This is a genomic window from Lysinibacillus sp. EB106-09-02-XG168 (genome assembly GCF_058791475.1).
Map to the genome: position 1 here is coordinate 502964 of NZ_JBYTDN010000003.1, position 25348 is coordinate 528311.

Sequence of the window (25348 nt, forward strand, 5' to 3'; positions counted from 1 at the left end):
TAGTCAAAAAAGATGACAAAGGGAAATTGAAAGGCTTTTGCTGACAATTTATTAATAAATACGTTGGTAAAATACAGAAATTTCTCTATTTTGAAATAATTATTATTCACCGTTTATATAGGGTTAATTACTTGAAAAAACTATTCTGATGTATCAATATAGGACACATGAAACGGAATAATATAAATTGTGTCGTTCTAATTTGTATGCGGTTTCATAATTAAAATATGGGGAGATTGATACTATGATTTATGCAAATCCTAATACTCCGGGCGCAGTAGTAAATTTCAAAGAAAAATACGATAACTTTATCGGTGGCGAATGGGTTCCTCCAGTAAAAGGTCAATACTTTGAAAATAAAACACCTGTAACAGGTCAAGTTTTTACAAAAGCAGCTCGTTCAACAGTTGAAGATATTGAGCTTGCTCTTGATGCAGCACACGCAGCAAAAGATGCATGGGGTAAAACAAGCGCAACTGAGCGTGCATCTATTTTAAATAAAATCGCAGATCGTATTGAAGAAAACTTAGAAATGATTGCTGTTGCGGAAACATGGGATAATGGTAAAGCAGTTCGCGAAACTTTAAACGCAGATATTCCTTTAGCAATTGATCACTTCCGTTATTTTGCAGGTGTCATCCGTGCACAAGAAGGGCGTACAACACAATTAGATAACGACACGGTTGCATACCACTTCCAAGAGCCACTAGGTGTAGTTGGCCAAATCATTCCTTGGAATTTCCCAATCTTAATGGCTGCTTGGAAAATTGCTCCTGCACTTGCAGCAGGTAACTGTATCGTGATGAAACCAGCTGAGCAAACGCCAGTTTCATTATTAGTGTTAATTGAAACAATTCAAGATATCCTCCCAAAAGGCGTACTTAACATTGTAAACGGCTTTGGTGTTGAAGTTGGTAAACCACTTGCAACGAACAAACGAATTGCAAAAGTTGCTTTTACTGGTTCAACAGCTGTTGGTCGCCAAATTATGCAATATGCAACTGAAAATATTATTCCTGTAACATTAGAGCTAGGTGGTAAATCACCAAACGTATTCTTTGAGGACGTAATGGCTTCAGATGATGAATATTTAAATAAAGCAATTGAGGGCTTTGTGATGTTCGCATTAAACTCAGGTGAAATTTGTACTTGTCCTTCACGTGCACTTGTTCAAGAATCTATTTACGATAAATTCATTGCACTTGCATTAGAACGCGTAAAAGCTATTAAAATTGGTAATCCATTAGATACAGAAGTCATGATGGGTGCTCAAGCTTCTAACGAACAAAAACAAAAAATCCTTTCTTACCTAAAACTTGGTAAAGAAGAAGGCGCTGAGTGTTTAATAGGTGGAGAAGAAAATATTCTTGAAGGCGACCTTGCAGGAGGTAACTACATTAAACCAACAGTATTCAAAGGTCATAATAAAATGCGAATCTTCCAAGAAGAAATCTTTGGTCCAGTGCTTGGCGTAACTACATTCAAAGATTTCGATGAAGCAATGGAAATTGCAAATGATACAGAATATGGTTTAGGTGCTGGTGTTTGGTCACGTTCTGGTGACATTGCATATCGTGCAGGTCGAGCTATTCAAGCTGGTCGTGTGTGGACAAACACTTATCATCAATATCCAGCAGGTGCTGCCTTTGGTGGATTCAAACTTTCAGGTATCGGTCGTGAAAACCACGCAATGATGTTAGATCACTACCAACAAACTAAATGCCTTTTAGTGAGCTACAAAAAAGAAGCACAAGGATTTTTCTAATACCAGAGGATGAATAACAACATGGTAGAACGAGTTACTGCAACAAAAGAGGCTTTAAATTTGATAGAACTAATTAAGAGTCAGCATGGCGCTATCATGTTTTATCAATCTGGGGGTTGCTGTGATGGCTCTGCACCGATGTGTTATGTAGAAGGAGATTTTAAAATTGGTGAAAACGATATCTATCTTGGTAAAATAGGTGACGTTCCTGTTTACATTCATAGAGCGCAATATGAATATTTTAAGCATACGCAATTGATTATTCATGCGATTGAGGGCAGAGGTGCAAGTTTTTCTTTAGATAGTGTTGAAAATATGCATTTCATTACGAACTCAAGAGTATTCACAACAGAAGAGTATAAAGAAGTAATAAAGCTCTTTTAACTTCTTTCAGTGAATGTTTTATGTAGCGACAGGTACAGGAGTCTCACATCTCTATAGATGGTGAGATGAATGCGGGTTTAAGTTACTATTTCAGCGGTGTCTAAACACCTACACCTGTCGCTACGCTTTCGGTATAATAGACATTTGCAGAAATAGAGGATCTCAGTCTAAGAACGCCACGTCCTGTAGCATTACCTAAATGACCGACATCGTGTCAACCCTCATACAGGCCTAAGCATAAAGCCGAATCCAGACTCGATTATGCCGAAGTATAATTGATGGCAGCCTTTAATCTATGAAGATGTATCGAGCAATATTGTTGAAAAAAATATTGAAATATATCAATATAATAAAGGTGAAAGCAATTTTGTACAAAATGTGTCGTTTTGTAGTGTATATGGTTTCACAACCGAAAAGATACTACGACCACGATTTCTTCTTGAATTGACGGATAAGAAGTGCATAGTGTTGAAGGGAGTTTTAAAACTAGGTAATAACGAATTCTATCTTGGTACAATAGATGACGTTCCTTTAACATTTTATGCATGGCCATGGCACGGGAAGAAGACGAAAGCTAATTATCATAGTATAGTAAAAAGCCGCGATTCTCTTTTATGACGGAGAATCTCGGCTTTTTATAATGTTTGGTTTTCGGGAGTATGTATTTGTTAATATCGGTTGAGTTTTCGTTCAATGGAATCCAGACGATTGTTGAGATGTTGTAGATGCTTATGCATGTTTCTAAACTGTAAATTTTGATTTTGTGCGTTTGAGGTTCTTGTTTGTTCCAGTTGCTCTTCCTCCTGCAATGCTAAAATGGTGGAGAGGGTTGCTAATGAATATCCTATTGTTAAAATCATTGAAGATATTACTTCTACTTTGGTAGACGTTATATCTCCAGATAGAATACCTGTGCCTTCACCTAGGAGACCGGCTTCTTGACCACCTAGATTAGTTGGATCAACATTTATGTTTTGTTGTTTACGTCTTTTCATTTTTCTCCCTCCCATATACAGCTAATATATGGCATAGGAAGAAGTAGCGTATCTTGTCCTGAGCTTTTTGCATTTGAGTAATAATCCCTTAGGTTCTAAGTATTAATTTCTTAATTTTCCGTCAATTTATTTGATTTTTATGGAAAAGTAGAGCAATATAGTGAAAATAAACAGTCATTTTTAGGGGGGATAGATGTGAATAAAGACTTTAAATATTGTAAAGAATCAAGAGTCATGCGTACAAGTCGGGTTTTTCCAAATGATATTAACAATCATAATACATTGTTTGGTGGTCGATTAATGAGTGATATCGATCAAGTAGCTTCCATTTCTGCTGCGAAGCATAGTCGTAGAGATTGTGTAACAGCCTCAACGGATTCAGTAGACTTCTTGCATCCAATAAGCCAAACTGATTCTGTATATTTCGAATCATATGTATCGTGGACAGGAACATCTTCCATGGAGGTTTTCGTAAAGGTTATTTCTGAGAATTTGAAAACGGGTGAACGGAAGGTAGCGGCTACAGCATTATTAACCTTTGTTGCATTAGATGAAAATAATAAACCAACTCCAGTTCCATCTGTCATTCCGGAAACAGTAGAGGAGACAAAGCTACATGAAACCGCAGCTGTACGAGCAAAAGCGCGTGCAGAGCGTAAAAAGGAAAGTAAGGCTTTGGCCAAATTCATTTCGATGAACAATCCATGGGATTAACGGCTCGAAATGATGGGGAACCACTATATGTAAAAGAGGCATCTGATATTCAGATGCCTCTTTCGTCATTAAATTTCAGTCACCGTTACTTGTGGTGCGCCAAAATGAGATTTAGCACCGTGCATAACTGGTCCTACATAGTCATTTAATGCCCAACCGTGAGCGATTGCAGCTGAAACAAATTCTTTTGCTTCAATTACGGCCTCTTTTACCGAAAGACTGTTTGCCAAGTTTGCTGTTACAGAAGCAGCAAATGTACAGCCAGCCCCGTGGTTATAAGTAGAAGCAACTTTTTCAGATTCTAATAAGTAGAATTTTTCACCGTCGAAAAATAAGTCAGTCGCTTTTTTAGCAGCTAGCGCTTTTCCACCTTTAATGACAATAGCTTTAGCACCAAGTTCGTGGATTTTACGAGCAGTTGTTTTCATTTCCTCGATTGTTTTTGGTGTTCCAGTCCCGGCTAATTGTCCAGCCTCAAACAGGTTAGGTGTTATAACTGCAGCTAATGGTAAAAGATGTTGAATCATTGCATCTGTGTTACCAGGGTTCAATACTTCATCTTCTCCTTTACATACCATTACAGGGTCAATAACAACATTTGTCGTACCAGATTTAGCAATAGCGTCACCTGCAATACGAATAATCTCTTCCGTTGACAGCATACCAGTTTTTATTGCGTCGATGCCTGTTGACAGAGCTGTATCGATTTGTTTTTGCAAAAGTTCTGTCGGTAATGGTGTTACGTTATGAGTCCAACCGTTTGGATCCATTGTTACGACAACCGTTAATGCCACCATGCCATATGTACCGTGCTCTTGAAATGTTTTAAGGTCGGCTTGCATACCTGCGCCACCTGATGTATCTGAACCAGCAATCGTTAAAGTTTTTTTAAGAACCATGTGGAAGATCTCCTTTATAGATGAAATTTTAAAATTATCATCTAGTATAGTCTTATTCTGGGTGTATAAAAATGGTCAGAATTATTTATTTTTATAAGGTCAGTTTAACTTCTATCAGTAGAAGTCCCCTATCTTTATATAGGAAGGAGTTCATTTAGGGTGTTAGCCTAACATCATCGCATCCATCCATAACTGACCTGCAAGAAGCAATACGGTCCTTATGAAGGTCTAAACTAAAAGTTGATTTTGGACGTAATGATGCAATGTATAATTGAATTGAAGCTTGAATTCGACATTATTTTTTTGTACCGTTGAAAGAAGAGAAAGGGGCTTATATTAAGATGAAACAAGCATTCCCGAATGATTGGCAAGTGATACTTGCAGAAGAGATAGAAAAAACATACTTTACAAAGCTCTGTCAATTTGTAGAACATGAGTATTCAACACAAGCAATTTATCCACCGATGAATGATATAATGAATGCATTTTATACAACAGCTTATCAAGATGTGAAGGTCGTAATTTTAGGTCAGGATCCTTATCATGGACCAAACCAAGCGCATGGCTTGAGCTTTTCGGTCATGCCAGGAATCCCACATCCTCCAAGCTTACGAAATATGCTAAAAGAGTTACAGGATGATCTTGGCTGTCCAATCCCTCCAGACGGAACATTAACAAAATGGGCACAACAAGGTGTAATGTTATTAAATACTGTATTAACTGTTCGAGAAGGTGAGGCGAATTCCCATAAAGAACAAGGCTGGGAGCAATTCACGGATGCTGTCATCGATAAATTAGCATCTAGAGATAAACCCGTTATTTTTGTGCTTTGGGGTAGACCAGCACAACGAAAAAAACAATTAATTCGTCAGTACTCAACGCAACATTTTATTTTAGAAGCGCCTCATCCAAGCCCACTAAGTGCTTATCGAGGTTTTTTTGGCAGTAAACCATACTCGAAAATTAATGCACAGTTAGAGGAATGGGGAGAACAACCGATTGATTGGTTTCTAGCTTAGTGTTCTTTATCTTCATTCAGTAAATTCTTTTGTAGCGATAGCTATAAATGTTTTCTGTGCGAAAGCGATGCGACTCGCCAAAGTGAAATTGAAGCGCTTATCGTTTCGTGTTACATTTAATAATAGAAGAAAGTGGGGGACAACGATGAAAATGAATTGTTTCAAATGTCAATATTTTAAAGTAACATGGGACCCGCAAACTCCACGGGCTTGTGTAGCGTATGGCTTTAAAACAAAGCAAATACCATCCGTTGTCGTTAAACAATCCTCTGGCACGGACTGTCTGAAATTTGTGCCAAAAGCAGAAAGTGGGGGAATGCAATGATTCCTTATCAAGCCGTTATTCAACAACTTGAAAAACAATTATCCGGTGTCAAAAATACTGGAGACGAACAACAAATTCGTGAAGCCTTAACAGCAATCCGAGCATTATGCGATGTGGTATTAGACACATCTGACGGCATTTCTAAAGCGCAGTCAAAACATTTGCCACAAATGCTAGTGTCAGAGCCGATGCAACCAAGTTTATATACAGCAAAAATTGACGAAGAAGACGGAGCGAATGGTGATTCAATTTTTGACTTTTAATTATCTTCATTCAGCGAAGGCTCCCACCTCTGAAGGTGGCTTGCTGAAATGGGGATGTGGTTCCTGTTCAGTAGGTGTCCTAACTCCTACTGAAATAGAGAGACTCATTCTAAGAACGCCACGTCCTGTGGCAATTTATCTGTAGCGAAAGCAAAGCGACAGCTACAATTACGCCAAGGCGAAATTGATTAAAGGTAGGGAAATGATATGAAAAAATTTATCGTGACAGGTGCACTTCATGGCTTTTTAGCAGTGGCACTAGGTGCATTCGGTGCACATGCTTTAAAAGAAGTTCTAGACGATTATAGTCGTGGGATTTGGGAAACAGCTGTGCAGTACCAGATGTTCCAAGCTACGGCTATCCTTATCATTGGACTATTGATGAGCTCAAAAATACTAGGTGAGGTCAAGCAGTTAAATTTAGCGGGAATCTTTTTCAACCTAGGGATTGTCTTCTTTTCGGGAAGCTTATATGTACTGGCAATCAGCGGCGTTAAAGTTCTAGGCGCCATCACACCAATTGGTGGTGTTCTATTTTTAACTGGCTGGGTTCTAATTATAGTAGCTGCGCTTAAACATGCTCGATAAAAATCAGACTACAAACTTACTCCTTCACATCATGTGTGAGGGAGTTTTTGTTTTTTTTTTGATATCTACTAGTAATGAATCAAGAGAATTTTTCTTCCGGATCAACAATATAATTTACTATAGAATGGTAGTTTTAATTCCTATTGTTTTTGTAAGGATTTATAGTACACTATAATTATCAAATAAGTTCGATAAATAAAAAGTGAGGTTTTGTGATATGGAGAAGCTTTTTACTTTACTAGATAATAACTATGATGAAATGGTAGCGATTCGTCGTCATCTACATGAATATCCGGAATTATCCTTTGAGGAAGTGGAAACACCAGCGTATGTAGCGGCTTTTCATCGAGCGTTAGGACATGAGGTTCGTGAGCAAGTAGGTGGACGGGGTGTTGTTGCAACTTTACGTGGAAGGAAGCCAGGTAAAACAGTGGCATTACGCGCTGATTTTGATGCATTAGCCATTCAGGAGGAAAATGACGTTCCTTATAAGTCGAAAGTAGATGGTAAAATGCATGCATGTGGACATGATGGTCATACTGCGACATTACTAGTGCTTGCTAAAGTGCTTCATATAATGAAAGATGATATTGCGGGCAATGTAGTTTTCATTCATCAGCATGCAGAAGAAATGGCGCCAGGTGGAGCAAAACCTATGATTGAAGATGGCTGTCTAGAAGGAGTAGACGTTATTTTTGGTACACATTTATGGGCACCAACGCCATTGGGCGATATATTGGTGAGAGATGGTGCAATTATGGCTGCTGCGGATAAAGTGGAAATTACGATTCAAGGTAAAGGTGGTCACGGTGCGGAACCTCATCATTCTATTGATGCAGTTACTCTTGCGTCACAGTTTGTAGTCAATGCACAGCAGATTATATCTCGACGTATCGATCCATTAAAATCAGCCGTCTTAACAATTGGTCATTTTGAGGCCATTAATCCTTTTAATGTGATTGCAGAGCGAGTAGTGTTAGCTGGAACAGTCCGAACTTTTGAGGAGCCGGTACGCAAACAAATGGAGCAAGAGCTTGAGGCCGTTTTAAATGCCACTTGTTTAGCCTTTGGTGCAAGCTATAATTATCGTTATACGAGGGGCTATCCACCTGTTTACAACCATGTGAAAGAAACAGAATTTGTTGCACAACTTGCGGTAGATATACCAGGAGTAGAAAATATTATAACGTGCTCACCATTTATGATTGGTGAGGATTTTGGGTATTACTTAGAGAATGTACCAGGTACATTTTTCTTCACGGGTGCTAAAAAGCCAGAATGGGAAGTGGCATATCCTCATCATCATGCACGCTTTGATTTTGATGAGCGTGCAATGTTGATTGCTGCCAAAACTTTAGGAAAAGCAACATTGCAATTTTTACATGAAAATCAATAGTTAGCTCCATTAAATAAAAATCGGCATGCTAGGAAGTATCCTACCATGCCGATTTTTTTATTTAATGGTAAATGCCCACATAGATTCCTCATTTTATACGAAAAACACTAGCGGGCAATCAAAAACGTGAGACCCAATTGGGAGTCGCAACGAAACTGTATTGCAACGAAGTATGAGTAAGAAGTAGCGAAGGAGCACCCCTTTGCTCGGTCCTCCTTGCTATTGAGGAGTGGAATTTAGAAAATACGAACTTATGAATAGCTCATTTCAATTATGGAGTTTGGTCAAAGTATGCCATTTCCTCATCATATTCAGCAAAATCAAAGTAAATCATTGGGAATAGGAAACGATGATTCGATTTGAGTTCTCGTAAAATAACATGATCTCGACCAGCAGCTTCTACAACGCCTCGCACTACTTTCGTGTTTTTCCCTGGCTCAATCGCATGCTCGAAGGAAAAATGGAAAGTACCGGGTTTTCCACGATTCAAACGAAAAATATTTTCAATATACGATTGCTCCCGTCCAGGTTGGCGTGCTCCAGGAAGTACCTGTGGAGGCACTTGAGGCATTTGTTGTTGTTGCGTTGTCGGTGTCCAATAATAAGGCATCATAAGTTATCAACCTTCTTTCTTTTAGATTTGAGGACAATCTTCTTCGGTTGGCGAGAAGAAGCAATGCGCTTTGAATCTTCCCGTGTTCCACTGACCATACCATTGTGCTGGACAATCTCCCTCAGGTCTGAAAAACCATAGCGAACGAGTCGCTGGATGGAATCTTTCTCCTTGAATAACTCTCCTTGCTAATCGAAGGTCTTGATCACGTGCTCGCTGATAAAAGTAGCCTTTTAGTGTCGCTTCAAAGCCCCCTGGACGCTGATATACCATTTGTTCAATTGTACGAACATCCGTAAAATCTAAACAATCTGCTCGTACACGATTGACGCCAACATTGCCGACCATCAGCATGCCTAAGTTCCCTTCACCTTCTGCCTCGGCACGCATAAGCCTTGCTAGCATTGCTGTTTGTGCATCATTCGTTTTGATAACAGCGATATTCACTCCTCCTCGCAGACAGTATATGCATGATGGTATCGTAGACATGTTCAATTTTAACTTTTTTCAGCAGATGTCTTTTGACCGAAAGCAAACTTTTGTACCTAAAGCGAAGCGACAGGTACAGAAGTTTCCCACCTCTATAGGCGGTGAGATGAATGAGGCTTTAAGTTATTTTTTCAGTGGGTGTCCAAATACCTGAAGAAATAGAGGAACTCAGTCTAAGAGCTCCACATCCTGTGGCAATTTATCTGTGCAAAACCCTTTGCTGACGCTGCGTTAGCACTACGCTTTCTCACAAAAAACATCTGCAGGCCTAAGCACAAAGCCGATTCCGGACGCAATTATGCCGAGGCATAATTGATTGAAAGTAATTCACAATTAAAAATAGCTAAGCATATATTAATAATGACGAGTCGTATGTAAGAGGCGAAAAATTTTTTTGATACGGGGGCGAATCGCACAGTTCGTGTATGTTTATCCTTCATTTCTCTACTATGTTAGTTCCAGAAATCTGCTAACGCCCAGGGAATCTCCCAGCTATTAAATGGCAGACTTTTTAACTTTGGTGTTACGCTTATAAAAATGGGGGAATAGAGAATAGAAAATATAATGAGGGAACATGAGATGGACATTGCATGTGTATTGAATACATGTGAGGTGACAGGGGATGGAGATTGGTGTTTGGGTAGGTATTTTGTTGAGTGCTGTGCTGGCATTTTTAGTGGGGAGTTTTTACGGACAGCCACTCCATTGGTATCTCTTTATACTAATAATCGTAGTCGGATTTTTCATCAATACCATTATATTAATTTTGAAGGTTAAAGATGAAAGGTCTTGAAGCACAGCGTAGGCATAAAAAATAAGAAAGTGTCATCCATTACGATGACACTTTCTTATTTTTTTATTGAGTAGATGAAATCTGATGTTTTGCAAGTATATTAAAAATAAACGGTGACATACTAAAGTTGAAAATTATTTTTTTGCTTTCATGAAGGAGTGTTATAATGCATACTTTTGGTACGTTTATAGCAATTATCATAAGTGCATTCATCGCTGTTGGGATAGCAGAGTACTATCAGCAACCGTATAATTGGTATTTAGTTTTCCTAATGATTCTAGCTGGTTTTTTTATTCATACAATTATTTTAATATTGGAATCAGAGAACAGCGAAGAAAGCGAATATTAAAAAATGCGAGCCCGATTGGTGGACTCGCATTTTTATATTTAATTAAACAGTTAAGAATTTCACAAGTTTTTCTTGATCAAGAAGGTTACCAACGAAGAATGCACCAAACTCACCGTAGCGAGCTGAAACTTCATCAAAACGCATTTCATATACTAATTTTTTGAATTGTAGTACGTCATCTGCGAATAGAGTTACGCCCCATTCGTGATCGTCGAAGCCAACAGAACCAGTAATAATTTGTTTAACTTTACCAGCATAGCCACGACCAATCATACCGTGAGAACGCATTAGCGATTTGCGTTCATCCATTGAAAGCATGTACCAGTTGTCATTACCTTGACGACGCTTATCCATTGGATAGAAGCATACATGCTTAGCGCGTGGAAGTTCAGGATATAGACGAGCACGCACATGTGGATTTTGGTAAGGATCTTCGTCTGAATCACCTGCTAAATAGTTAGAAAGCTCTACAACAGATACATATGAATATGTAGGAATTGTAAAATCAGCAATCGCTAATTTATTGAATTCAGCTTCAAGCTCTTGTAGTTCTTCCATTGTTTCACGTAAAGTCATAATCATAAAGTCAGCTTTTTGACCAACGATTGCGTAAAATGCATGGGCACCCGTTTTAGCGATATCAGCTTCGTTTAATTTTTCTAAATATGCAATGAATTCTTCTACTGCTGCTTGGCGTTCTTCAGCAGAAACTAGTTTCCATGAAGCCCAATCGATTGAGCGGAAATCATGTAAAGCGTACCAACCATCTAAAGTAATAGCTGCTTCATTCATTATTAAAAACACTCCTTTATAAGTGAATATCATTCGAAATTTAGTTTATCATAGTTTGTACAAAATCCCTAAGTTCATGATTGCATTTCACGAATTTGACACCTTCCATAGATAATGTATTCTAAAGAGAAGAGATGTAAATAGAGGAGCTCCAATCATGAAAAGTATTTTACAACAGCCGATTTGGCGTTTTTACGATCAATCCATTAGCGCGAAGCAAAGGTCGCCGCTTGAATCCTTTGCAACAGACGATACTTTATGTCAGCTAGTTGGGCAATTAGCCTCTCCGCCAACTATTCGTACATGGGTACATGATGCATCTGTTGTGCTTGGTATTCAGGATCACCGTTTACCATATGTGCAGCAGGGCATGGACTTGCTTAAAGCACGAGGCTATCAACCTATTGTACGCAATTCAGGCGGATTAGCAGTGGTGCTGGATGAAGGTGTACTAAATATTTCAATTGTATTATCTGAACAAACGGAAGCGCTAAGTATTAATGATGGCTATGATGTAATGGTAGCTTTAGTAAAAAGCTTGTTCCCTGAAGTAGCAGATCAAATTGAAGCCTATGAAATTGTAGGCTCCTATTGTCCAGGTTCCTATGATTTAAGTATTAAAGGAAAGAAATTTGCTGGTATTTCTCAGAGACGTTTACGTCAAGGTGTAGCAGTGCAAATTTATTTATGTGTTGAAGGAAGCGGTTCAGATCGAGCAGCACTCATTCGTAACTTTTATGAGGAAAGTCTAAAAGGAGAGGAAACGAAATTTACGTATCCTAATATTGTCCCTGATGTGATGGCGTCATTATCTGAACTAATGGACGTATCATTAACAGTCGAAGCTGTTGTTATTCGTTTACAGCAACTTCTTAACAATATGGCAGAAGAAATTCGAGTTGAATCTTTTCATGATGAAGAAATAACGCTATATGCGTTTTATTTACAACGTATTTTAGAACGAAATACGAAAATGCTTGAACTGAAGTGATGAAGCGATAGCCTCGAGCGGATGTCAATGAGAGATGGTTGCAAAAAAAAGCGATGCTGCTAATTAAGCGCATCGCCATTTTCTTGTGTATAAGGGCTACTTACAACAAGGTTTCCGTTTTTCTCCATTTTGAAAACAGGTGCAATTCGTTCGTCCTCTTCATCTAGTGTAACTAGTCGTCTAGCACGGTTCATAATTTGTACAAATTGCTCGTAATCTTTTCGAATAGCTCTATTTTCTTCTTCTAGCTGTGTAATGGTTTTCTCTAGTTTTTTATTTTTCTCAGATGTTACGTGTACTAGTTGTCTCCATTTTGTAGACTCATTACCTATTTCACCAGAGTGCTGTAAACGTAATAAATAGGCTATGACAATATCAAGATTTAATGCAGATAAAGGAATTGATTTACCCTCTGCAGCACTACTATTAACTGTAAACATACTAGAAGCACGGCGTCTTGCTGGAGCTCCTAACACTCGCATTCTTTCTTTTCTTTCTTTTTTTGCTTCTGATAACTGTTCCTCGTATTCTTTACGAACAACAGCATTCCAACGAAAACCACATGCAGCAGCAGTACGATTCAAAGCATCACCAGCTTCTTCAAAGGCATTTAACTGTGTACTACCTTCCGTTACATGGCGAATGACCGCCTCTGCTAACAATTCATCGTTTTCTTCTAACCAAGCATCTTGTCTAACTTTACTCATATTAAAATCCTCCCACCTTTATTTGGAACTTTTTATTTACAACTAGCATGACCAATCTTTTAACCTTTTATTCATCCATGTGGAAGGAATTTTGCTTGAATACAAGGGGAATAATGCGATACAATACCCGATGTAGGTTTGTACGTATGCTACATACTTAAATATGTGAAAGTCATACGTTCAATAGAAACGGATTTTTGATTTGAATCAATTATGCCTCGGCATAATTGCGTCCGGAATCGGCTTTGTGCTTAGGCCTGCAGATGTTTTTTGTGCGAAAGCGCAGTGCTAACGTAGCGTCAGTAACAAGAGGGCCGACACGGTGTCGGTCATTTCGGTAATGCCACAGGGCGTGGCGTTTTTACCGATGCAGGTCAGTTAGCCGTGACACCCGCCGGAGGCTTTAACTTCTTTCAGCAGATGTTTGGACACCCGCTGAAAAGAGATTTAACCGCATTCATCTCACCACCTATAGAGGTGGAAGACTCTCTGCTGAAAGAAGTTACAAAAATAATATATAGAAAGGGTTGTTGACAAAATGGCAAACGAATTTAAAGTTTGCGATGAATGTCAGGCCGTTAACTTAAAAACGTTAATTCCAAAATTAAAGGAAATCGATCCTGATGCAACCATCGAAATTGGCTGTCATTCCTATTGTGGCCCAGGACGTAAAAAAACATTTACCTTTGTAAATAGTCGTCCTGTTGCTGCATTAACAGAAGAAGAACTAATGGAAAAGGTTTTAGCAAAGTTAAAGAAATAGGTAAAACAAAAAGCTATCTTCACTAGTCTAGTTGGAGATAGTTTTTGTTTTTTGTTTGGATTTTTAATGTCGGTGGATAGAAACGATGCAGTGACAGAAGGAAGAGTCAGAGCGGCGGAAAGAACCGTCAAAACGACGGAAGGTTCAGGTTCACCTCGCTTCATCACTTGAAAATTAGGTCAATAGAAACCTAAAATAAGACGAGAATACAGTGAGTTAGGTTGATAGTCTCTATAATTAAAAGGCAATATGTATGCTAGTCCTGTATTTATCGCATATAATAGAACAAATAGGAAACGGGGGTGCTGTACAATTGACACATTATGCAAAAGCTAAATTACAAGAGGAAAAAGTATTCAAGGATCCAGTACATCGCTATGTGCATGTACGGGATCAAGTGATTTGGGATCTAGTTGGTACGAAAGAGTTTCAGCGACTACGTCGAATTCGCCAGCTCGGTACAACATTTTTAGTATTCCACGGAGCAGAGCATAGTCGCTTTAGTCACTCACTTGGCGTTTACGAAATTGTACGCCGCATAGTAGATGATATATTTGCGGGCCGTCCGGAATGGGATGAGGATGAACGCCTGCTTGTGCTTTGTGCAGCCCTTTTACACGATTTAGGGCATGGGCCATTTTCACATGCCTTTGAAAATGTTTTTGAGCTTGATCATGAATTTTATACAAGACAAATTTTGCTCGGTGATACAGAAGTGAATGCCGTATTAAAAAAAGTATCGGCTGGCTTCCCGGAGAAAGTATCTCAGGTCATTGAAAAAACATATCCGAATAAGCAGGTTGTTAGTTTAATATCGAGTCAAATCGACGCGGATCGTATGGATTACCTACAGCGTGATGCTTATTTTACAGGCGTAAGCTACGGTCATTTTGATATGGAACGTATCTTAAGAGTGATGCGTCCACGGAAAAATCAGGTCGTTATCAAGGCAACGGGCATGCATGCGGTAGAGGATTATATAATGAGCCGCTATCAAATGTATTTACAAATTTATTTCCATCCAGTATCTCGTAGTGCAGAGGTTGTATTAAATAATATTTTAAAACGAGCTAAGCAACTAAGCTTAGCTAGCTATAAATTTAAGCACGAACCTACACACTTTTTAGCATTTTTCCGCAACTCCATTACGCTAGATGACTATCTTGCATTAGATGAGAGTATTCTTTTTACATATTTTCAACTTTGGATGCAAGAAGAAGATGCTATTTTAAGTGACTTAAGCCGCCGCTTTGTTAACCGAAAGCTATTTCAGTACATCGATTTAGATCCAGGTGTAGAGCTAGATAAATATCAAAAACTACAAGAGCTCTTCAAGCAAGCTGATTTAAATCCAGATTATTATCTTGTCCACGATACAACGGCAGATTTACCGTATGACTTTTATCGACCAGGAGAAGAGGAAGTCCGTGTTCCTATTTTTTTAGAAATGAAAAATGGAGAGCTACGGGAGCTATCACGAGAATCTATTATTGTTGATTCTATTTCTGGTCGCATGAAGCGAGATCATAAAGTATATTTCCCACTAGATTTCCTAGAGGACAATAGTACCCATCCTGCTGTGAAGAAACAAATATTAGCCTTGCTACAAGGTAAGGGGAAAAATTAGTAAAAAAATTTTTATGTATAAAAATATGTATAAAAAATAAATGGAATTAATAGTATTCCAACATACCTATAGTGAAAAACAGTGAAAGTACTCTAATTGAGTTATTTTCACTGTTTTTTTGTCGTTGTATAAAGATGAAAAAAGTGGAAACTATATAGAAATTTTTAGAATCTTATAAATAGAAAGTCCGAGATTGTTTAGAATTTGTTTAGTATAATCGTTTATAATGAGTCGAAAACCCTAATAAGGGTGATGCCTATTGTTGAAGGTATCACAAAAGTACTATGGATATATTCTGTTTGTACATCGCACATACATAAGTCGTCGTAAGTGCCTATTCGTGAGTACTTATTCGAGTATATTCATATAGACGACCATTGAATAGAAGGAAAGAGGGACCAACCTATTGTTTGCGGCATACATTTCAATATGACGAAAAGATGCAACGTCGTCAGCAAACACCAACAGGTAACTCTCTGAACTTAGAAAAGGAGAGAAACATGCAAAAATTAAAAAAACTAAACATTGCAGTAATCTTAATGCTACTCGTATTCCAAACAGTCCTATCACCGATTTCGGTGTTTGCTGAAGGGGGTGCACAATCTTTAGCACATTCAGTTGAATCTGTAGAAGCGGGTAGTAGTGAGAACACGGGTGTAGGTGAATCACCTGAAACCTTAACTGAACCTGAAAAAGGTAATGCTTCTATTACTAGTACCACGGAAGTAGTTGAACTACCTGAAACCTCAACTGAACCTGAAAAAGGTGATGGTCCTAATACTGGTTCTAATGGTGTGGGTGAACTGCCTGAAACACAAACTGAATCTGAAAAAGGTGATGTTAGTGATGAAGGAGAAAATCCAAAAGAAGATAAGGATGATGAAACTACACCACCATCGTATGATCCAATTATGTCTGTTGATGTAATTAAAAATGTTGAGTTTACTGTGGATAAAGAAAAGGTAAGTTCAAATGAAAGTATTAATGTTACTAACGGACAATCTGCAGAGTTTAAATTTCATTTAGAACTAGCGGCGGGACATAACTATGGTCCAGGCACAACATTAACGTACACTTTACCAGCTATTTTTGAAAATATCACATTCCCGAATGGAACGGCTTATGGTGAGGTAGGTACAATTTCAAAAACTGGAAATGAGATCGTCATTACATTTAACGATGAGTTAAGAGATGATTTCGGGACGGGTGTAGCCCTTGAGCAAGGTGCGTACTTTAGCGTACAAGCAAACTTTGCAAGCAGTAATACGGAATGGGAAGAAACAATTAATTTACCTGGCACTGAAAACATCAAGTTGAATTTCCAACCTAAAACGAATAACGGTAAACCTGTGTCCAAATCAGGTGTAGCTGATAATCATGCACAAAACAGTAAGTTTATTGACTGGAAAGTAGAGGTTAATACAGATTTACGAGTTAATGAAGCATCAGGCACTACAAATTTTGTTGATACACTAGAAGGAGCGCATACATTTAAACAAGATTCTGTAAAAATTACAAAGGTAAATGTATCACCTAATGGCCAAACAACAGTCTCTATAGACCCTGTCAATGTGACTCCAACCTTCGATAACAACAAAATGACAATTGAATTGCCGAATGAAAAGCATACTGCTTACCTCATTACGTATCAAACAGAAATTGGTGACCCAGGTAACGTTAAAAGTGCTATCTTTAAAAATGAGGCAACTTATAATGGGGAATCCACTACTTCACCAGTAAACGTGAATTTTGGTGATCCATTAGCAAAAACGCATACAGGTCCTACTGCTACTGATTTAGCAACATATTGGACAATTAATTACAACTTCAATAACCGCAATATATCTCAGGAAAAAGCTGTACTAACGGATATCTGGAGCGATACTCAAGAATTAGTTGGAGAGGTAAAAATATTTGAGGCAGATGGTAAGACTAAAGCCGATATTTCTTACGATGTTAAGAAGGAAGATGAAAACAGCTTTAAATTAATATTTAATGCTCCTGTAACAAAACCGTATGTTATCAAATATGCAACAAAGCCAATAGATGGTGTGTATCCAACAGATAGTTTCATGGTGAAAAATGAAGTAAAACGCCCAGATATGTCAAAAACGGTAGAAGACATTTCTTATTATTCTAAAGAATATTTATTACTAAACAAATCAGCAAATGGTATTGACTATCAAAATAAAACGATGTCATGGAAAATTGAGGCAAACCAAGCTGGTTATAATTTAGCTGCTGGCACGAAGTTTGTTGATACTTTTACAGATAAAAATCTAAAATTAATAGAAAATACTTTAGAAGTAAAAGTAGGTAATAAATTAGTTAATAAAGAAGATTATAAGTTAAGCAATAATGAGGATAATAAAACTGGGTTTACAATTACTTTAAACAAAGAAATAAATGAACCTATCGAAATTACGTATGATACAGAATACGATATTCGACATGTTGGAATAAATACAATTGAATATCATAATAAAGTAACAATGACAAATGATAAATTACCAGATTCATCTGCTTCAGCTAAACAAGAGATTCGAACTGAACAAAAAACAAATGGTAAAAAAGAAGGTCATTATAATTACGAAACAAAAACCTTCTACTGGGATGTTGAATTTAACTTTAACTACAATACTTTAAAAAATGCTGTATTTGAGGATAAATTACCAGATACACAAATAGTTCGAAATATTGTAGTGCAAAAAGGTGGACTAAATGCAAGTGGTGATTTCGAGCCGACGGGAGAACCATTAGAAATTAAAAACTCTTCAGGTAAAGCGAACGAAATTAAGCTTGTGTTAGGGAATATTGATCGTCCTTATAAAGTGACGTATGAATCAGTAGATGCAGATGGCATTTTCCCTCATGGTAACCCTGTAAGTATTACAAATACAGCTACATTAACAAGCGATGAAGGTGAGAATGCATCGTGGTCAAAAACAGTTAATGTAAATCATACAGACAAAATTTTAAACAAAATGGGTCATCAAGCTGAGCGTGGTTCTGCAGTAGCTAAGTGGAATTTTGAATTTAACTACGCACAATCCAAATTAGACAATGTAGTCATTACCGACACAGTAGGTAAAGATGCTGAAGGTAACCCAGAACAATTGATTTTAGAAGATACATTTAAAGTATATAAAGTTGCATTGTCTGGAACAACTCCAAGTAATCCAACTGAAAATAAGACACTTGTAGATCCAAGTGAGTATACATTAAATGTAGATATGAAAAATGGTACATTCACTCTTAATTTAGGTAATGTGGCTGCAGCATACTATATAGAATACGAAACAGCATTTACAGGTGAATCAGGCTCTGAAGCTGAAAATGAAGTAGAAGTGAGCTATCAAGGTGGCAGTCAAATAAGTGGAAAAGATAGCTGGTCAATTGCTGATTTTAAGTATGGTAACCAAGCATCAACAGTTAAAGTACCATTTGTCATTTTAAAAACGAATGCTGCAACAGGCGAAGTAATCAAAGATGTTGAGTTTACTTTATACAGTCAATACACAGTAAATAAACCATTAATTAGCGCTAAAACAGATGAAAACGGTGTATTAGACTTCGGATTAAAATTAGCTGAGGGTAAATATACATTAAAAGAAACAAAAGTTGATGGTTTTGAAAATCCGGATGTAATCTTTACATTAAATCGAGATAAAAAAGCGACATCAGGTCCTTTTGAGGGTAAACAAATTGTTGAAATCGCCAACATACCAGAAAGCCCATTGAAATGTTCACTGTTTGAATTAACAGTATACGATATTGACGGCAAATTAGTGGATGGAACAGTAACATTAGTAAGTAAAGCGACGGGATTATCAGAAAATCATATTGTTGAAAACGGTAAAGTTACTTTTACTCCAGACAAAGTTAAAGCAGGTCAGTATGATGTTATTTATAGTGGTGAGACGTTAAAAACGATTACTGTAGAGTACAGTGAAAACTGTAACGCGAGTATTCAACCAGCACCTAAGTGCGAAAACTTCACAATCGTAGTTAAAGATACAGACGGAAACATCCGTACAAATATTAAAGAGTTAACATTAAAATCAGGTACTACAGCAGTAAAGGCATCAACTGACGCATCAGGTAAGTTTATTTTTGAATCAAACAAAACTAATGCTGATAATGGCGTGAAGCCAGGTGAATATACTGTATACGAAGGTAACCAATTCTTGGGGACAGTAACTTTAACGTATACAGAAGACTGCGGGCATGAATTTATTGTTAAACAGGCACCAAAATGCGAGGAATTTAAATTAACTGTTAAAGATGTTGATGGTAATAATATTACGGACGATACTTCAACAATCGTAGTTAAAGATGCTAACAAAAATGAAATTATTAGCACAACAACTACGACAGGTGTTATTGAATTGACTGATTTAGAACCAGGTGTTTACACAGTTGAAGTAAATGGTGAAAAAATTGGTACTTTCGAAACAAATATCGACTGTAAAAAAACGGTTCAACCAGCGCCGAAATGTGAGCTATTCACATTAACGGTGAAGGATGAAAATGGCAATCCACGCCCTAATGTTAGCAATATCACAATCAAAGATGAAGCAACAGGAGCAATTATTGCTACAGGCAAAACGACAAATGAATTAGGTCAAATTACGATTCAATCTAAAGACATTCCTTCAGGTAAATATAGTGTATATCAAGGCGATCTATTTATTGGTCAAATAACAGTTAAATATTTAGTTAAATGTGAAGCAGAAGTATCAGCAGCACCTGCTTGTCCTTCATTTACATTAACAGTACTAACTATACTTGGAACGCTTAATGCGAATGCAAAGGTAACAATAAAAGATGCAAAAGGTAATATTGTTAAAGGTGCAGACGGCAATGAAGTTCACACAACTAGTATTGCAGGAACGGTTCTATTACCAAGTGAAGCTATTAAACAAGGTACGTACAATGTATATGAGGGAAGTAGTTTAATTGGCTCATTTACTGTAAAAGATACATGCGCTGCTACAGTGCAACCTAAAGCAACAGGTGGAGACGGTGGTTGGACACCTGATCCAGATCCAGAAAAACCAGTTGATCCAAACAAACCAAATCCAGATCCGGAAAAACCAGTTGATCCAAACAAACCAAATCCAGATCCGGAAAAACCAGTTGATCCAAACAAACCAAATCCAGATCCGGAAAAACCGGTTGATCCAAACAAACCAAATCCAGATCCGGAAAAACCAGTTGATCCAAACAAACCAAATCCAGATCCAGAGAGACCGGTTGATCCAAACAAACCAGAGTCAGAGAAGCCAGTTAATCCAACAAACCCAGGTGGTTCAGGTAACGAAACAGATCCAAAAAATCCAACGAAGCCTGGAAAACCATCTGTACAAGAAGTCATTGATCAAGGAAAAGATTTAAAGCCATACAATCCTTCTACAGCAGATAAAGATACATTAGATGAATATAAGGATTTCCTTGATAAATACGACAAGTTATCTAAAGAGGAACAGGCTGAAGTAGATAAATATTTGGATATTGATAAAATCAAAGAAGATGCAAAAGAAATGGAAGCGCAGTTAAACGCGCAAGGCAAACTGCCACAAACAAATGGAGCAAACCAAACAGCTCTTACACTAATTGGTGTAGCGCTTGTTCTATGTGCATTATTCTTATTGCGTCGCCGCAATAAAGAAGTGAAATAATTTTCAATAATAGAACCCCGAGATTGTAAAAATCTTGGGGTTTTTCTTATGCTAGAAGGTTTCTGATAGTTTTGCAGGTGCTTTGTCGAATGGATATTGCTCGACAAATTCTGCTTGAAGGGCAAGTCGTTTCGTACCCTCATCAGCACATGTAACGAGGGTTAGAAGAGTTTTATCAGGGATATCATCAATAACATAAACATCTGTTGCAGCGATGATTTCCTTAGTTGTGATCTTGTACTCATAAATATTCGTTAAATCCGTTAAATAAATCGTATCTCCTATGCTAGCTTTATATAAGGGGCCAAATAATATATCCTTTTTCTCAAAATAATGACCTGCTAATGCGTAGTTTCCTTGTCCAAGTTTTTGAGTAGGCTTCATCGTGCCTGCTCCAACGGCAAGAGCGGCGTTACCAACTCCTTTAACGATAGGTAGTTTCATATCCACACTAGGGACTGCGATACTACCGATGATAGGCATTTTACTGGCGGTTGTCTGAGCTTTTAAAACTTCAGCTATGGAAAGGGATTGCACGGCTTCAAATTCAAAATCGGCATCTGCATTTTTGTTTTTGGCCATCTCATCAGCGCTGTAATCCGTTGTATTTAATTGTTTACTCAAATGGGCGATAATTGCATGTTGTATGGGGTTAATAAAAATAAGTAAGAGGCCAACGATAAGCATACAAATGAGTAGTGGCAGTTTAAATTTATTCATGTCATAAAACACATCCTAGTATTGAAATTACGAGTTGCAGTAGCGGTCCTATTCCGTATCTAGAACCGAAAAAAGCCTGTAACAAGCTTCTAAACGTTACAAACACTAGAAGGCTACCGTACGTTAAAAATGGGTAGAGCTTTATGTGCTCTACCCGTTCTAATCTTTATTTATCGCTTAAGCGTACGCCTGCAACACCGTAATGATTTTTAGACATTTCTTCGATGAAGACTGTTACATTTTCTGGTGGCGCATTCACTGTACGAGAAACGGCTTCTGTTACTTCTTTTACGAGTGCACGTTTTTGTTCTTCTGTACGACCTTCAAGCATTTTCACTGTTACGTATGGCATAATATTGCCTCCTTTATTGAATAATGTTGTATAGTTAGTTTATAAGAAAGTATTATATAAACTTCTTACTTATATGTAGGCATTTGCGCAATGCTGGTAGCGTTCATTACAATGCTAATGCGCATAACAATGCTTTAATTTTATAATAGCAGAATGGAGGTAGTTAAAGTATGGTAAATGAAGAAAAACCAAAACAAAAAATGGGCTTTACTATTATTAAAAATGATCCAACAGACGGACATAAGGGATTTGGTATCGGTTCGCTTTCGCTTGAAAACGTATCGCCAGTCATTATCGATATAGAAGAGGGAACGGCATCAGTTGAAATCGGTGCTATGCATGCTCGCAGTGATGTGGAACGAGGCATTAAATTTACGACAGATCGCGCTGATTCAGAAGGTGGGAAAGCGTATTGGCTAGTATGGGTGACAATCGACCATAAAGTGGATGGACCTTACTATGCGGGTGTTACTGCATGTGAAATGGTAGTTAATCGTGAAAAGCGTCGTGGCTACAAAATTTTAGCTGATCATGTGAATAAAATGGATAAATCTATGAAGCGTCAAATTATTGTAGAGCATATGGATGCGCCGTCTAAAAAGGTGTTAGCTTCTTTCCTAGATGAGCTAAATCCGGACTTATGGGCTCGTAGTGAGGAGCAATTGCGTCAAGGTTTATTTGTTTAATAGACCTACAATGATTGAACAATCTGTGACATTTCATAATCGCTTTCATATAAGGTTGAAAGTGGGTTTGAAACCAAGTAAACTTGATAAAGAACTTACATTTTAGTAAGCTAGGACACTTGGTTCTGCGAATGTGATGAGCGCTATGCGGCATTTGAACAACCCAAACCCAAGCCAAATGCCCCATGATTCTCATCTACTTCGCGAACCATAAATAAGAAAAGCTTTCTGTTCCCACGGACACAGCTCCGGGGAAGAGGAAGCTTTTCTTTTTCGTATATGTCTGTTACTTTGTCGAGAGCCTTCGCTAATAAAACGCTTATTGCTGATAAAGGTTCCGCATGATTCGTTAATTTTTAAAAATGTTGAATGGGAGCATATTCCAAAACTCTCCCCACGTATCGGTATCGAGAATATCAAAGTTTGAAGAACATTTTTCAGTTGGTACATCTTTAGCATCCATATAGATGAGACGTTGTTGAGGGCAGGCATTTGTCGCTAATTTACCTGATTCAATATCGATGACCGCACCTTTAACGCCTTTCGGTTTTTTGAAATCCTCGTTCTTTGTTCCTTTATTGACAGTCTCCATAAAGTCGATCCAAATTTGCTTAGTAGCAGCAGTATCTTCTTTTTCCGTTAGATTTTTTCCTTGATCATAGCCGTTCCATACACCGGCTGTTAAGCTAGGTGTAAATCCAATCAGCCACTGATCGCTATTAGTAGAACCAGATTTTGCTGCATACGTATGCGTCATACGAGAGCGAATGCTAATCCCTGTAGCGGGAGAATAATCACTAAAGACTGGATCGAAAATACCTGTCATCATCTCTGTTAAAATATACGTATTTTCTTTTGAGAGAACTGTTTCAGCTTCTTTACTAACTTCTTTATTTTCGTAGATAGTATCGCCGTTAGCGTTTTTAATAGAAACAATAGTAGTAGGCGTAGTTTTTTTACCTTGCGATGCTAAAATATTATAAGCATTCGTCATTTCATATAATGTTGTTTCTGTCGTTCCAAGTGCCATGGATAAATTGTCCTTCTTACCAATAGTCACGTCGAAGCGATCAGCCATTTCGTGAAATGGCTTAAAGCCAATCTCTTCTAAAGTTTTAACAGCGTAAATATTATCAGAAATAGCGATAGCTTGTGCCATCGTCATATCATGGTTTGCAAATTGACCGTTAACATTTTTAGGTGAATATGTGGCCCTTCCATGATCATAAGTGAAAGTTGTCTCACCTACATCTAAAAATGTTAATGGTGTATAACCATTCTCTAAAGCTGCCGCATATAAAATAGGTTTAATGGTCGAGCCTGGCTGACGTTTTGCCTGTGTAACTCTGTTAAAAGAACTTGCAGCATAGTCTCGACCTCCGACTAATGCTGTAACGGAGCCTGTATTGGATTTCATACTAACAAAAGCAGTTTGAAGATCATCAGCAGGCATATGTTTAGCTACAGCTTCTTCAGCTGCCTTTTGATGTTCTAGATTAATCGTTGTTTGGATAGTCCAGCCACCCTCACTGATGTCGAGATTTTTTGATTTCAAAATTTCACTAGCCTCTTGCCATGCTACGTCAAGGAAAAATGGTGCTACAGATTTTGTGGCTACCCAGCTATCATTCTTTAAGACAAGCTTTTCACTTTCTGCACGTGTTCTTTCATCTTGCGTAATAGCACCTTGATCGGTCATCAATTTTAAAATAACGTGTTGGCGATTAGTTGCCTTCTCTAAATTAGCAATAGGTGAGTATATACTTGGCCCTTTTGGAACTCCGGTTAACATTGCTGCTTCCGCAAGTGTTAAATCTTTTGCAGACTTTCCATAATAAAATCGGCTTGCTGCTTCTACACCGTACATACCGTGGCCGTAGTAAACAGTATTTAAGTAACCTTCTAGTATTTCATCTTTATCATAAAAAACTTCTAATCTATAAGCATACAGTGCTTCATTTAATTTTCGTGTCCACGATTTCTCATGTGAAAGATATAGATTCCGAGCATATTGTTGTGTAATTGTACTTGCTCCTTGAACCTTACTTCCAGCCTTAATATCAACTAATATTGCACCAGCGATACGAGAAAAATCCAAACCGCCATGCTTATAAAAATCTTTATCCTCAACAGCCACTACTGCTTGCTTTAAGTAGGGAGACATCTCATCAAGACTAACCCAGTAACGTCGTTCATTCGCAAAGTGATCCCCAATTTGGTTCTCATTTTCATCTAAGAAAATAGAGGCTTTAGGTACGGTTAAAGGCGGGGCACCAGCCACTTGAACATAGACGCGTAAAGCTATAAATGCTACTACAATTGCGGATGTAAAGGCAACGAAATAGGTAAGTGCTTTACGTGTACGCTTTGAACGTTTTTGCTTACGTTGATAGCTTTTTCTCTTCATCCGACTTCACCTCGTTTTCTCACACTTGCG

The 25348-nt window shown here is 37.8% G+C and carries 23 protein-coding genes; 14 read left to right on the forward strand and 9 right to left on the reverse strand.

Features of this window, described 5'->3' with window-relative positions; translation table 11 throughout:
* The first annotated feature begins 244 nt into the window (after positions 1–244).
* Both exaC and AC3WSO_RS03470 read left to right on the forward strand, forming a co-directional pair.
* A complete protein-coding gene (gene exaC / locus AC3WSO_RS03465; protein WP_492528752.1) occupies positions 245–1765 on the forward strand; it encodes an acetaldehyde dehydrogenase ExaC in 1521 nt (506 codons plus the stop codon).
* Positions 1766–1786: 21 nt separating this feature from the next.
* Positions 1787–2149: a DUF779 domain-containing protein gene (locus AC3WSO_RS03470; protein WP_492528754.1), complete on the forward strand. Its 363-nt coding sequence runs from the start codon at positions 1787–1789 to the stop codon at positions 2147–2149.
* Between the two features lie 668 nt (positions 2150–2817).
* Here AC3WSO_RS03470 and AC3WSO_RS03475 read toward each other — a convergent pair.
* Positions 2818–3144: a hypothetical protein gene (locus AC3WSO_RS03475; RefSeq protein ID WP_492528756.1), complete on the reverse strand. Its 327-nt coding sequence runs from the start codon at positions 3142–3144 to the stop codon at positions 2818–2820.
* Between the two features lie 234 nt (positions 3145–3378).
* Between AC3WSO_RS03475 and AC3WSO_RS03480 the strand changes: the two genes are divergently transcribed.
* Positions 3379–3858, forward strand: coding sequence for an acyl-CoA thioesterase (locus AC3WSO_RS03480; protein ID WP_492534235.1), 480 nt, complete (start codon positions 3379–3381; stop codon positions 3856–3858).
* Positions 3859–3926: 68 nt separating this feature from the next.
* Here AC3WSO_RS03480 and thiD read toward each other — a convergent pair whose 3' ends face one another.
* Complete coding sequence (thiD, locus tag AC3WSO_RS03485) at positions 3927–4757, reverse strand: bifunctional hydroxymethylpyrimidine kinase/phosphomethylpyrimidine kinase (RefSeq protein WP_492528758.1); 831 nt, start codon at positions 4755–4757, stop codon at positions 3927–3929.
* A 341-nt stretch (positions 4758–5098) separates the two neighbouring features.
* Between thiD and AC3WSO_RS03490 the strand changes: the two genes are divergently transcribed.
* The 5 genes from AC3WSO_RS03490 (at position 5099) to AC3WSO_RS03510 (ending at position 8348) form a co-directional block, all read left to right on the forward strand.
* A complete protein-coding gene (locus AC3WSO_RS03490; RefSeq protein WP_492528760.1) occupies positions 5099–5776 on the forward strand; it encodes a uracil-DNA glycosylase in 678 nt (225 codons plus the stop codon).
* 145 nt (positions 5777–5921) lie between these two features.
* Positions 5922–6101: a uracil-DNA glycosylase gene (locus AC3WSO_RS03495; protein WP_492528762.1), complete on the forward strand. Its 180-nt coding sequence runs from the start codon at positions 5922–5924 to the stop codon at positions 6099–6101.
* On the forward strand, positions 6098–6364 hold the full coding sequence (locus AC3WSO_RS03500) for a YwdI family protein (RefSeq protein WP_492528764.1): 267 nt from the start codon (positions 6098–6100) through the stop codon (positions 6362–6364). Before AC3WSO_RS03495 ends, AC3WSO_RS03500 begins: the two co-directional genes overlap by 4 nt.
* A gap of 207 nt (positions 6365–6571) precedes the next feature.
* Positions 6572–6952 (forward strand): DUF423 domain-containing protein, encoded by a 381-nt coding sequence (locus AC3WSO_RS03505; protein WP_349660689.1) that lies wholly within the window; start codon positions 6572–6574, stop codon positions 6950–6952.
* 217 nt (positions 6953–7169) lie between these two features.
* On the forward strand, positions 7170–8348 hold the full coding sequence (locus tag AC3WSO_RS03510; RefSeq protein WP_492528766.1) for a M20 family metallopeptidase: 1179 nt from the start codon (positions 7170–7172) through the stop codon (positions 8346–8348).
* A gap of 271 nt (positions 8349–8619) precedes the next feature.
* Here the strand turns inward: AC3WSO_RS03510 and gerQ are convergent, their stop codons facing one another.
* On the reverse strand, positions 8620–8961 hold the full coding sequence (gerQ, locus tag AC3WSO_RS03515; RefSeq protein WP_349660687.1) for a spore coat protein GerQ: 342 nt from the start codon (positions 8959–8961) through the stop codon (positions 8620–8622).
* A gap of 21 nt (positions 8962–8982) precedes the next feature.
* The gene (locus AC3WSO_RS03520; RefSeq protein ID WP_430982148.1) at positions 8983–9408 is read right to left on the reverse strand and encodes a cell wall hydrolase; all 426 of its coding nucleotides are present in this window, start codon (positions 9406–9408) and stop codon (positions 8983–8985) included.
* Between the two features lie 1001 nt (positions 9409–10409).
* Here AC3WSO_RS03520 and AC3WSO_RS03525 point away from each other — a divergent pair.
* On the forward strand, positions 10410–10592 hold the full coding sequence (locus AC3WSO_RS03525; protein ID WP_492528769.1) for a hypothetical protein: 183 nt from the start codon (positions 10410–10412) through the stop codon (positions 10590–10592).
* Between the two features lie 42 nt (positions 10593–10634).
* Here the strand turns inward: AC3WSO_RS03525 and hemQ are convergent, their stop codons facing one another.
* Complete coding sequence (gene hemQ / locus AC3WSO_RS03530) at positions 10635–11384, reverse strand: hydrogen peroxide-dependent heme synthase (RefSeq protein WP_197139591.1); 750 nt, start codon at positions 11382–11384, stop codon at positions 10635–10637.
* Between the two features lie 157 nt (positions 11385–11541).
* On the opposite strand from hemQ, the gene lipL reads away from it, so the two are divergent.
* A complete protein-coding gene (gene lipL, locus AC3WSO_RS03535) occupies positions 11542–12375 on the forward strand; it encodes an octanoyl-[GcvH]:protein N-octanoyltransferase (RefSeq protein ID WP_492528771.1) in 834 nt (277 codons plus the stop codon).
* A gap of 59 nt (positions 12376–12434) precedes the next feature.
* Here the strand turns inward: lipL and AC3WSO_RS03540 are convergent, their stop codons facing one another.
* Positions 12435–13082: an RsfA family transcriptional regulator gene (locus AC3WSO_RS03540; protein ID WP_492528773.1), complete on the reverse strand. Its 648-nt coding sequence runs from the start codon at positions 13080–13082 to the stop codon at positions 12435–12437.
* A gap of 538 nt (positions 13083–13620) precedes the next feature.
* Between AC3WSO_RS03540 and AC3WSO_RS03545 the strand changes: the two genes are divergently transcribed.
* From AC3WSO_RS03545 to AC3WSO_RS03555, 3 genes are all read left to right on the forward strand, one after another.
* The gene (locus AC3WSO_RS03545; RefSeq protein WP_049667962.1) at positions 13621–13845 is read left to right on the forward strand and encodes a YuzB family protein; all 225 of its coding nucleotides are present in this window, start codon (positions 13621–13623) and stop codon (positions 13843–13845) included.
* A 253-nt stretch (positions 13846–14098) separates the two neighbouring features.
* Positions 14099–15472, forward strand: coding sequence for an HD domain-containing protein (locus tag AC3WSO_RS03550; protein WP_492528775.1), 1374 nt, complete (start codon positions 14099–14101; stop codon positions 15470–15472).
* 500 nt (positions 15473–15972) lie between these two features.
* Positions 15973–21153 carry a collagen binding domain-containing protein gene (locus AC3WSO_RS03555; RefSeq protein WP_492528777.1) on the forward strand — a complete coding sequence of 1727 codons (5181 nt, stop codon included), beginning with the start codon at positions 15973–15975 and terminating at the stop codon, positions 21151–21153.
* A gap of 51 nt (positions 21154–21204) precedes the next feature.
* Here the strand turns inward: AC3WSO_RS03555 and AC3WSO_RS03560 are convergent, their stop codons facing one another.
* On the reverse strand, positions 21205–21873 hold the full coding sequence (locus tag AC3WSO_RS03560) for a class A sortase (protein WP_492528779.1): 669 nt from the start codon (positions 21871–21873) through the stop codon (positions 21205–21207).
* A gap of 166 nt (positions 21874–22039) precedes the next feature.
* Positions 22040–22225, reverse strand: coding sequence for a 2-hydroxymuconate tautomerase (thmT, locus tag AC3WSO_RS03565; protein ID WP_132360268.1), 186 nt, complete (start codon positions 22223–22225; stop codon positions 22040–22042).
* 170 nt (positions 22226–22395) lie between these two features.
* Between thmT and AC3WSO_RS03570 the strand changes: the two genes are divergently transcribed.
* A complete protein-coding gene (locus AC3WSO_RS03570) occupies positions 22396–22911 on the forward strand; it encodes a YwhD family protein (protein ID WP_492528781.1) in 516 nt (171 codons plus the stop codon).
* Positions 22912–23260: 349 nt separating this feature from the next.
* On the opposite strand, the gene AC3WSO_RS03575 is transcribed toward AC3WSO_RS03570, so the two are convergent.
* Entirely contained in the window at positions 23261–25318 is a 2058-nt protein-coding gene (locus tag AC3WSO_RS03575; protein ID WP_492528783.1) for a transglycosylase domain-containing protein, read from the reverse strand.
* Between the last annotated feature and the right edge of the window lie 30 nt (positions 25319–25348).

Coding starts and splice junctions, on each gene's coding strand:
- exaC (WP_492528752.1), top strand. CDS start 245: ATGATTTATGCAAATCCTAATACTCCGGGCGCAGTAGTAAATTTCAAA.
- AC3WSO_RS03470 (WP_492528754.1), top strand. CDS start 1,787: ATGGTAGAACGAGTTACTGCAACAAAAGAGGCTTTAAATTTGATAGAA.
- AC3WSO_RS03475 (WP_492528756.1), bottom strand. CDS start 3,144: ATGAAAAGACGTAAACAACAAAACATAAATGTTGATCCAACTAATCTA.
- AC3WSO_RS03480 (WP_492534235.1), top strand. CDS start 3,379: ATGCGTACAAGTCGGGTTTTTCCAAATGATATTAACAATCATAATACA.
- thiD (WP_492528758.1), bottom strand. CDS start 4,757: ATGGTTCTTAAAAAAACTTTAACGATTGCTGGTTCAGATACATCAGGT.
- AC3WSO_RS03490 (WP_492528760.1), top strand. CDS start 5,099: ATGAAACAAGCATTCCCGAATGATTGGCAAGTGATACTTGCAGAAGAG.
- AC3WSO_RS03495 (WP_492528762.1), top strand. CDS start 5,922: ATGAAAATGAATTGTTTCAAATGTCAATATTTTAAAGTAACATGGGAC.
- AC3WSO_RS03500 (WP_492528764.1), top strand. CDS start 6,098: ATGATTCCTTATCAAGCCGTTATTCAACAACTTGAAAAACAATTATCC.
- AC3WSO_RS03505 (WP_349660689.1), top strand. CDS start 6,572: ATGAAAAAATTTATCGTGACAGGTGCACTTCATGGCTTTTTAGCAGTG.
- AC3WSO_RS03510 (WP_492528766.1), top strand. CDS start 7,170: ATGGAGAAGCTTTTTACTTTACTAGATAATAACTATGATGAAATGGTA.
- gerQ (WP_349660687.1), bottom strand. CDS start 8,961: ATGATGCCTTATTATTGGACACCGACAACGCAACAACAACAAATGCCT.
- AC3WSO_RS03525 (WP_492528769.1), top strand. CDS start 10,410: ATGCATACTTTTGGTACGTTTATAGCAATTATCATAAGTGCATTCATC.
- hemQ (WP_197139591.1), bottom strand. CDS start 11,384: ATGAATGAAGCAGCTATTACTTTAGATGGTTGGTACGCTTTACATGAT.
- lipL (WP_492528771.1), top strand. CDS start 11,542: ATGAAAAGTATTTTACAACAGCCGATTTGGCGTTTTTACGATCAATCC.
- AC3WSO_RS03540 (WP_492528773.1), bottom strand. CDS start 13,082: ATGAGTAAAGTTAGACAAGATGCTTGGTTAGAAGAAAACGATGAATTG.
- AC3WSO_RS03545 (WP_049667962.1), top strand. CDS start 13,621: ATGGCAAACGAATTTAAAGTTTGCGATGAATGTCAGGCCGTTAACTTA.
- AC3WSO_RS03550 (WP_492528775.1), top strand. CDS start 14,099: ATGCTAGTCCTGTATTTATCGCATATAATAGAACAAATAGGAAACGGG.
- AC3WSO_RS03555 (WP_492528777.1), top strand. CDS start 15,973: ATGCAAAAATTAAAAAAACTAAACATTGCAGTAATCTTAATGCTACTC.
- AC3WSO_RS03560 (WP_492528779.1), bottom strand. CDS start 21,873: ATGAATAAATTTAAACTGCCACTACTCATTTGTATGCTTATCGTTGGC.
- thmT (WP_132360268.1), bottom strand. CDS start 22,225: ATGCCATACGTAACAGTGAAAATGCTTGAAGGTCGTACAGAAGAACAA.
- AC3WSO_RS03570 (WP_492528781.1), top strand. CDS start 22,396: ATGGTAAATGAAGAAAAACCAAAACAAAAAATGGGCTTTACTATTATT.
- AC3WSO_RS03575 (WP_492528783.1), bottom strand. CDS start 25,318: ATGAAGAGAAAAAGCTATCAACGTAAGCAAAAACGTTCAAAGCGTACA.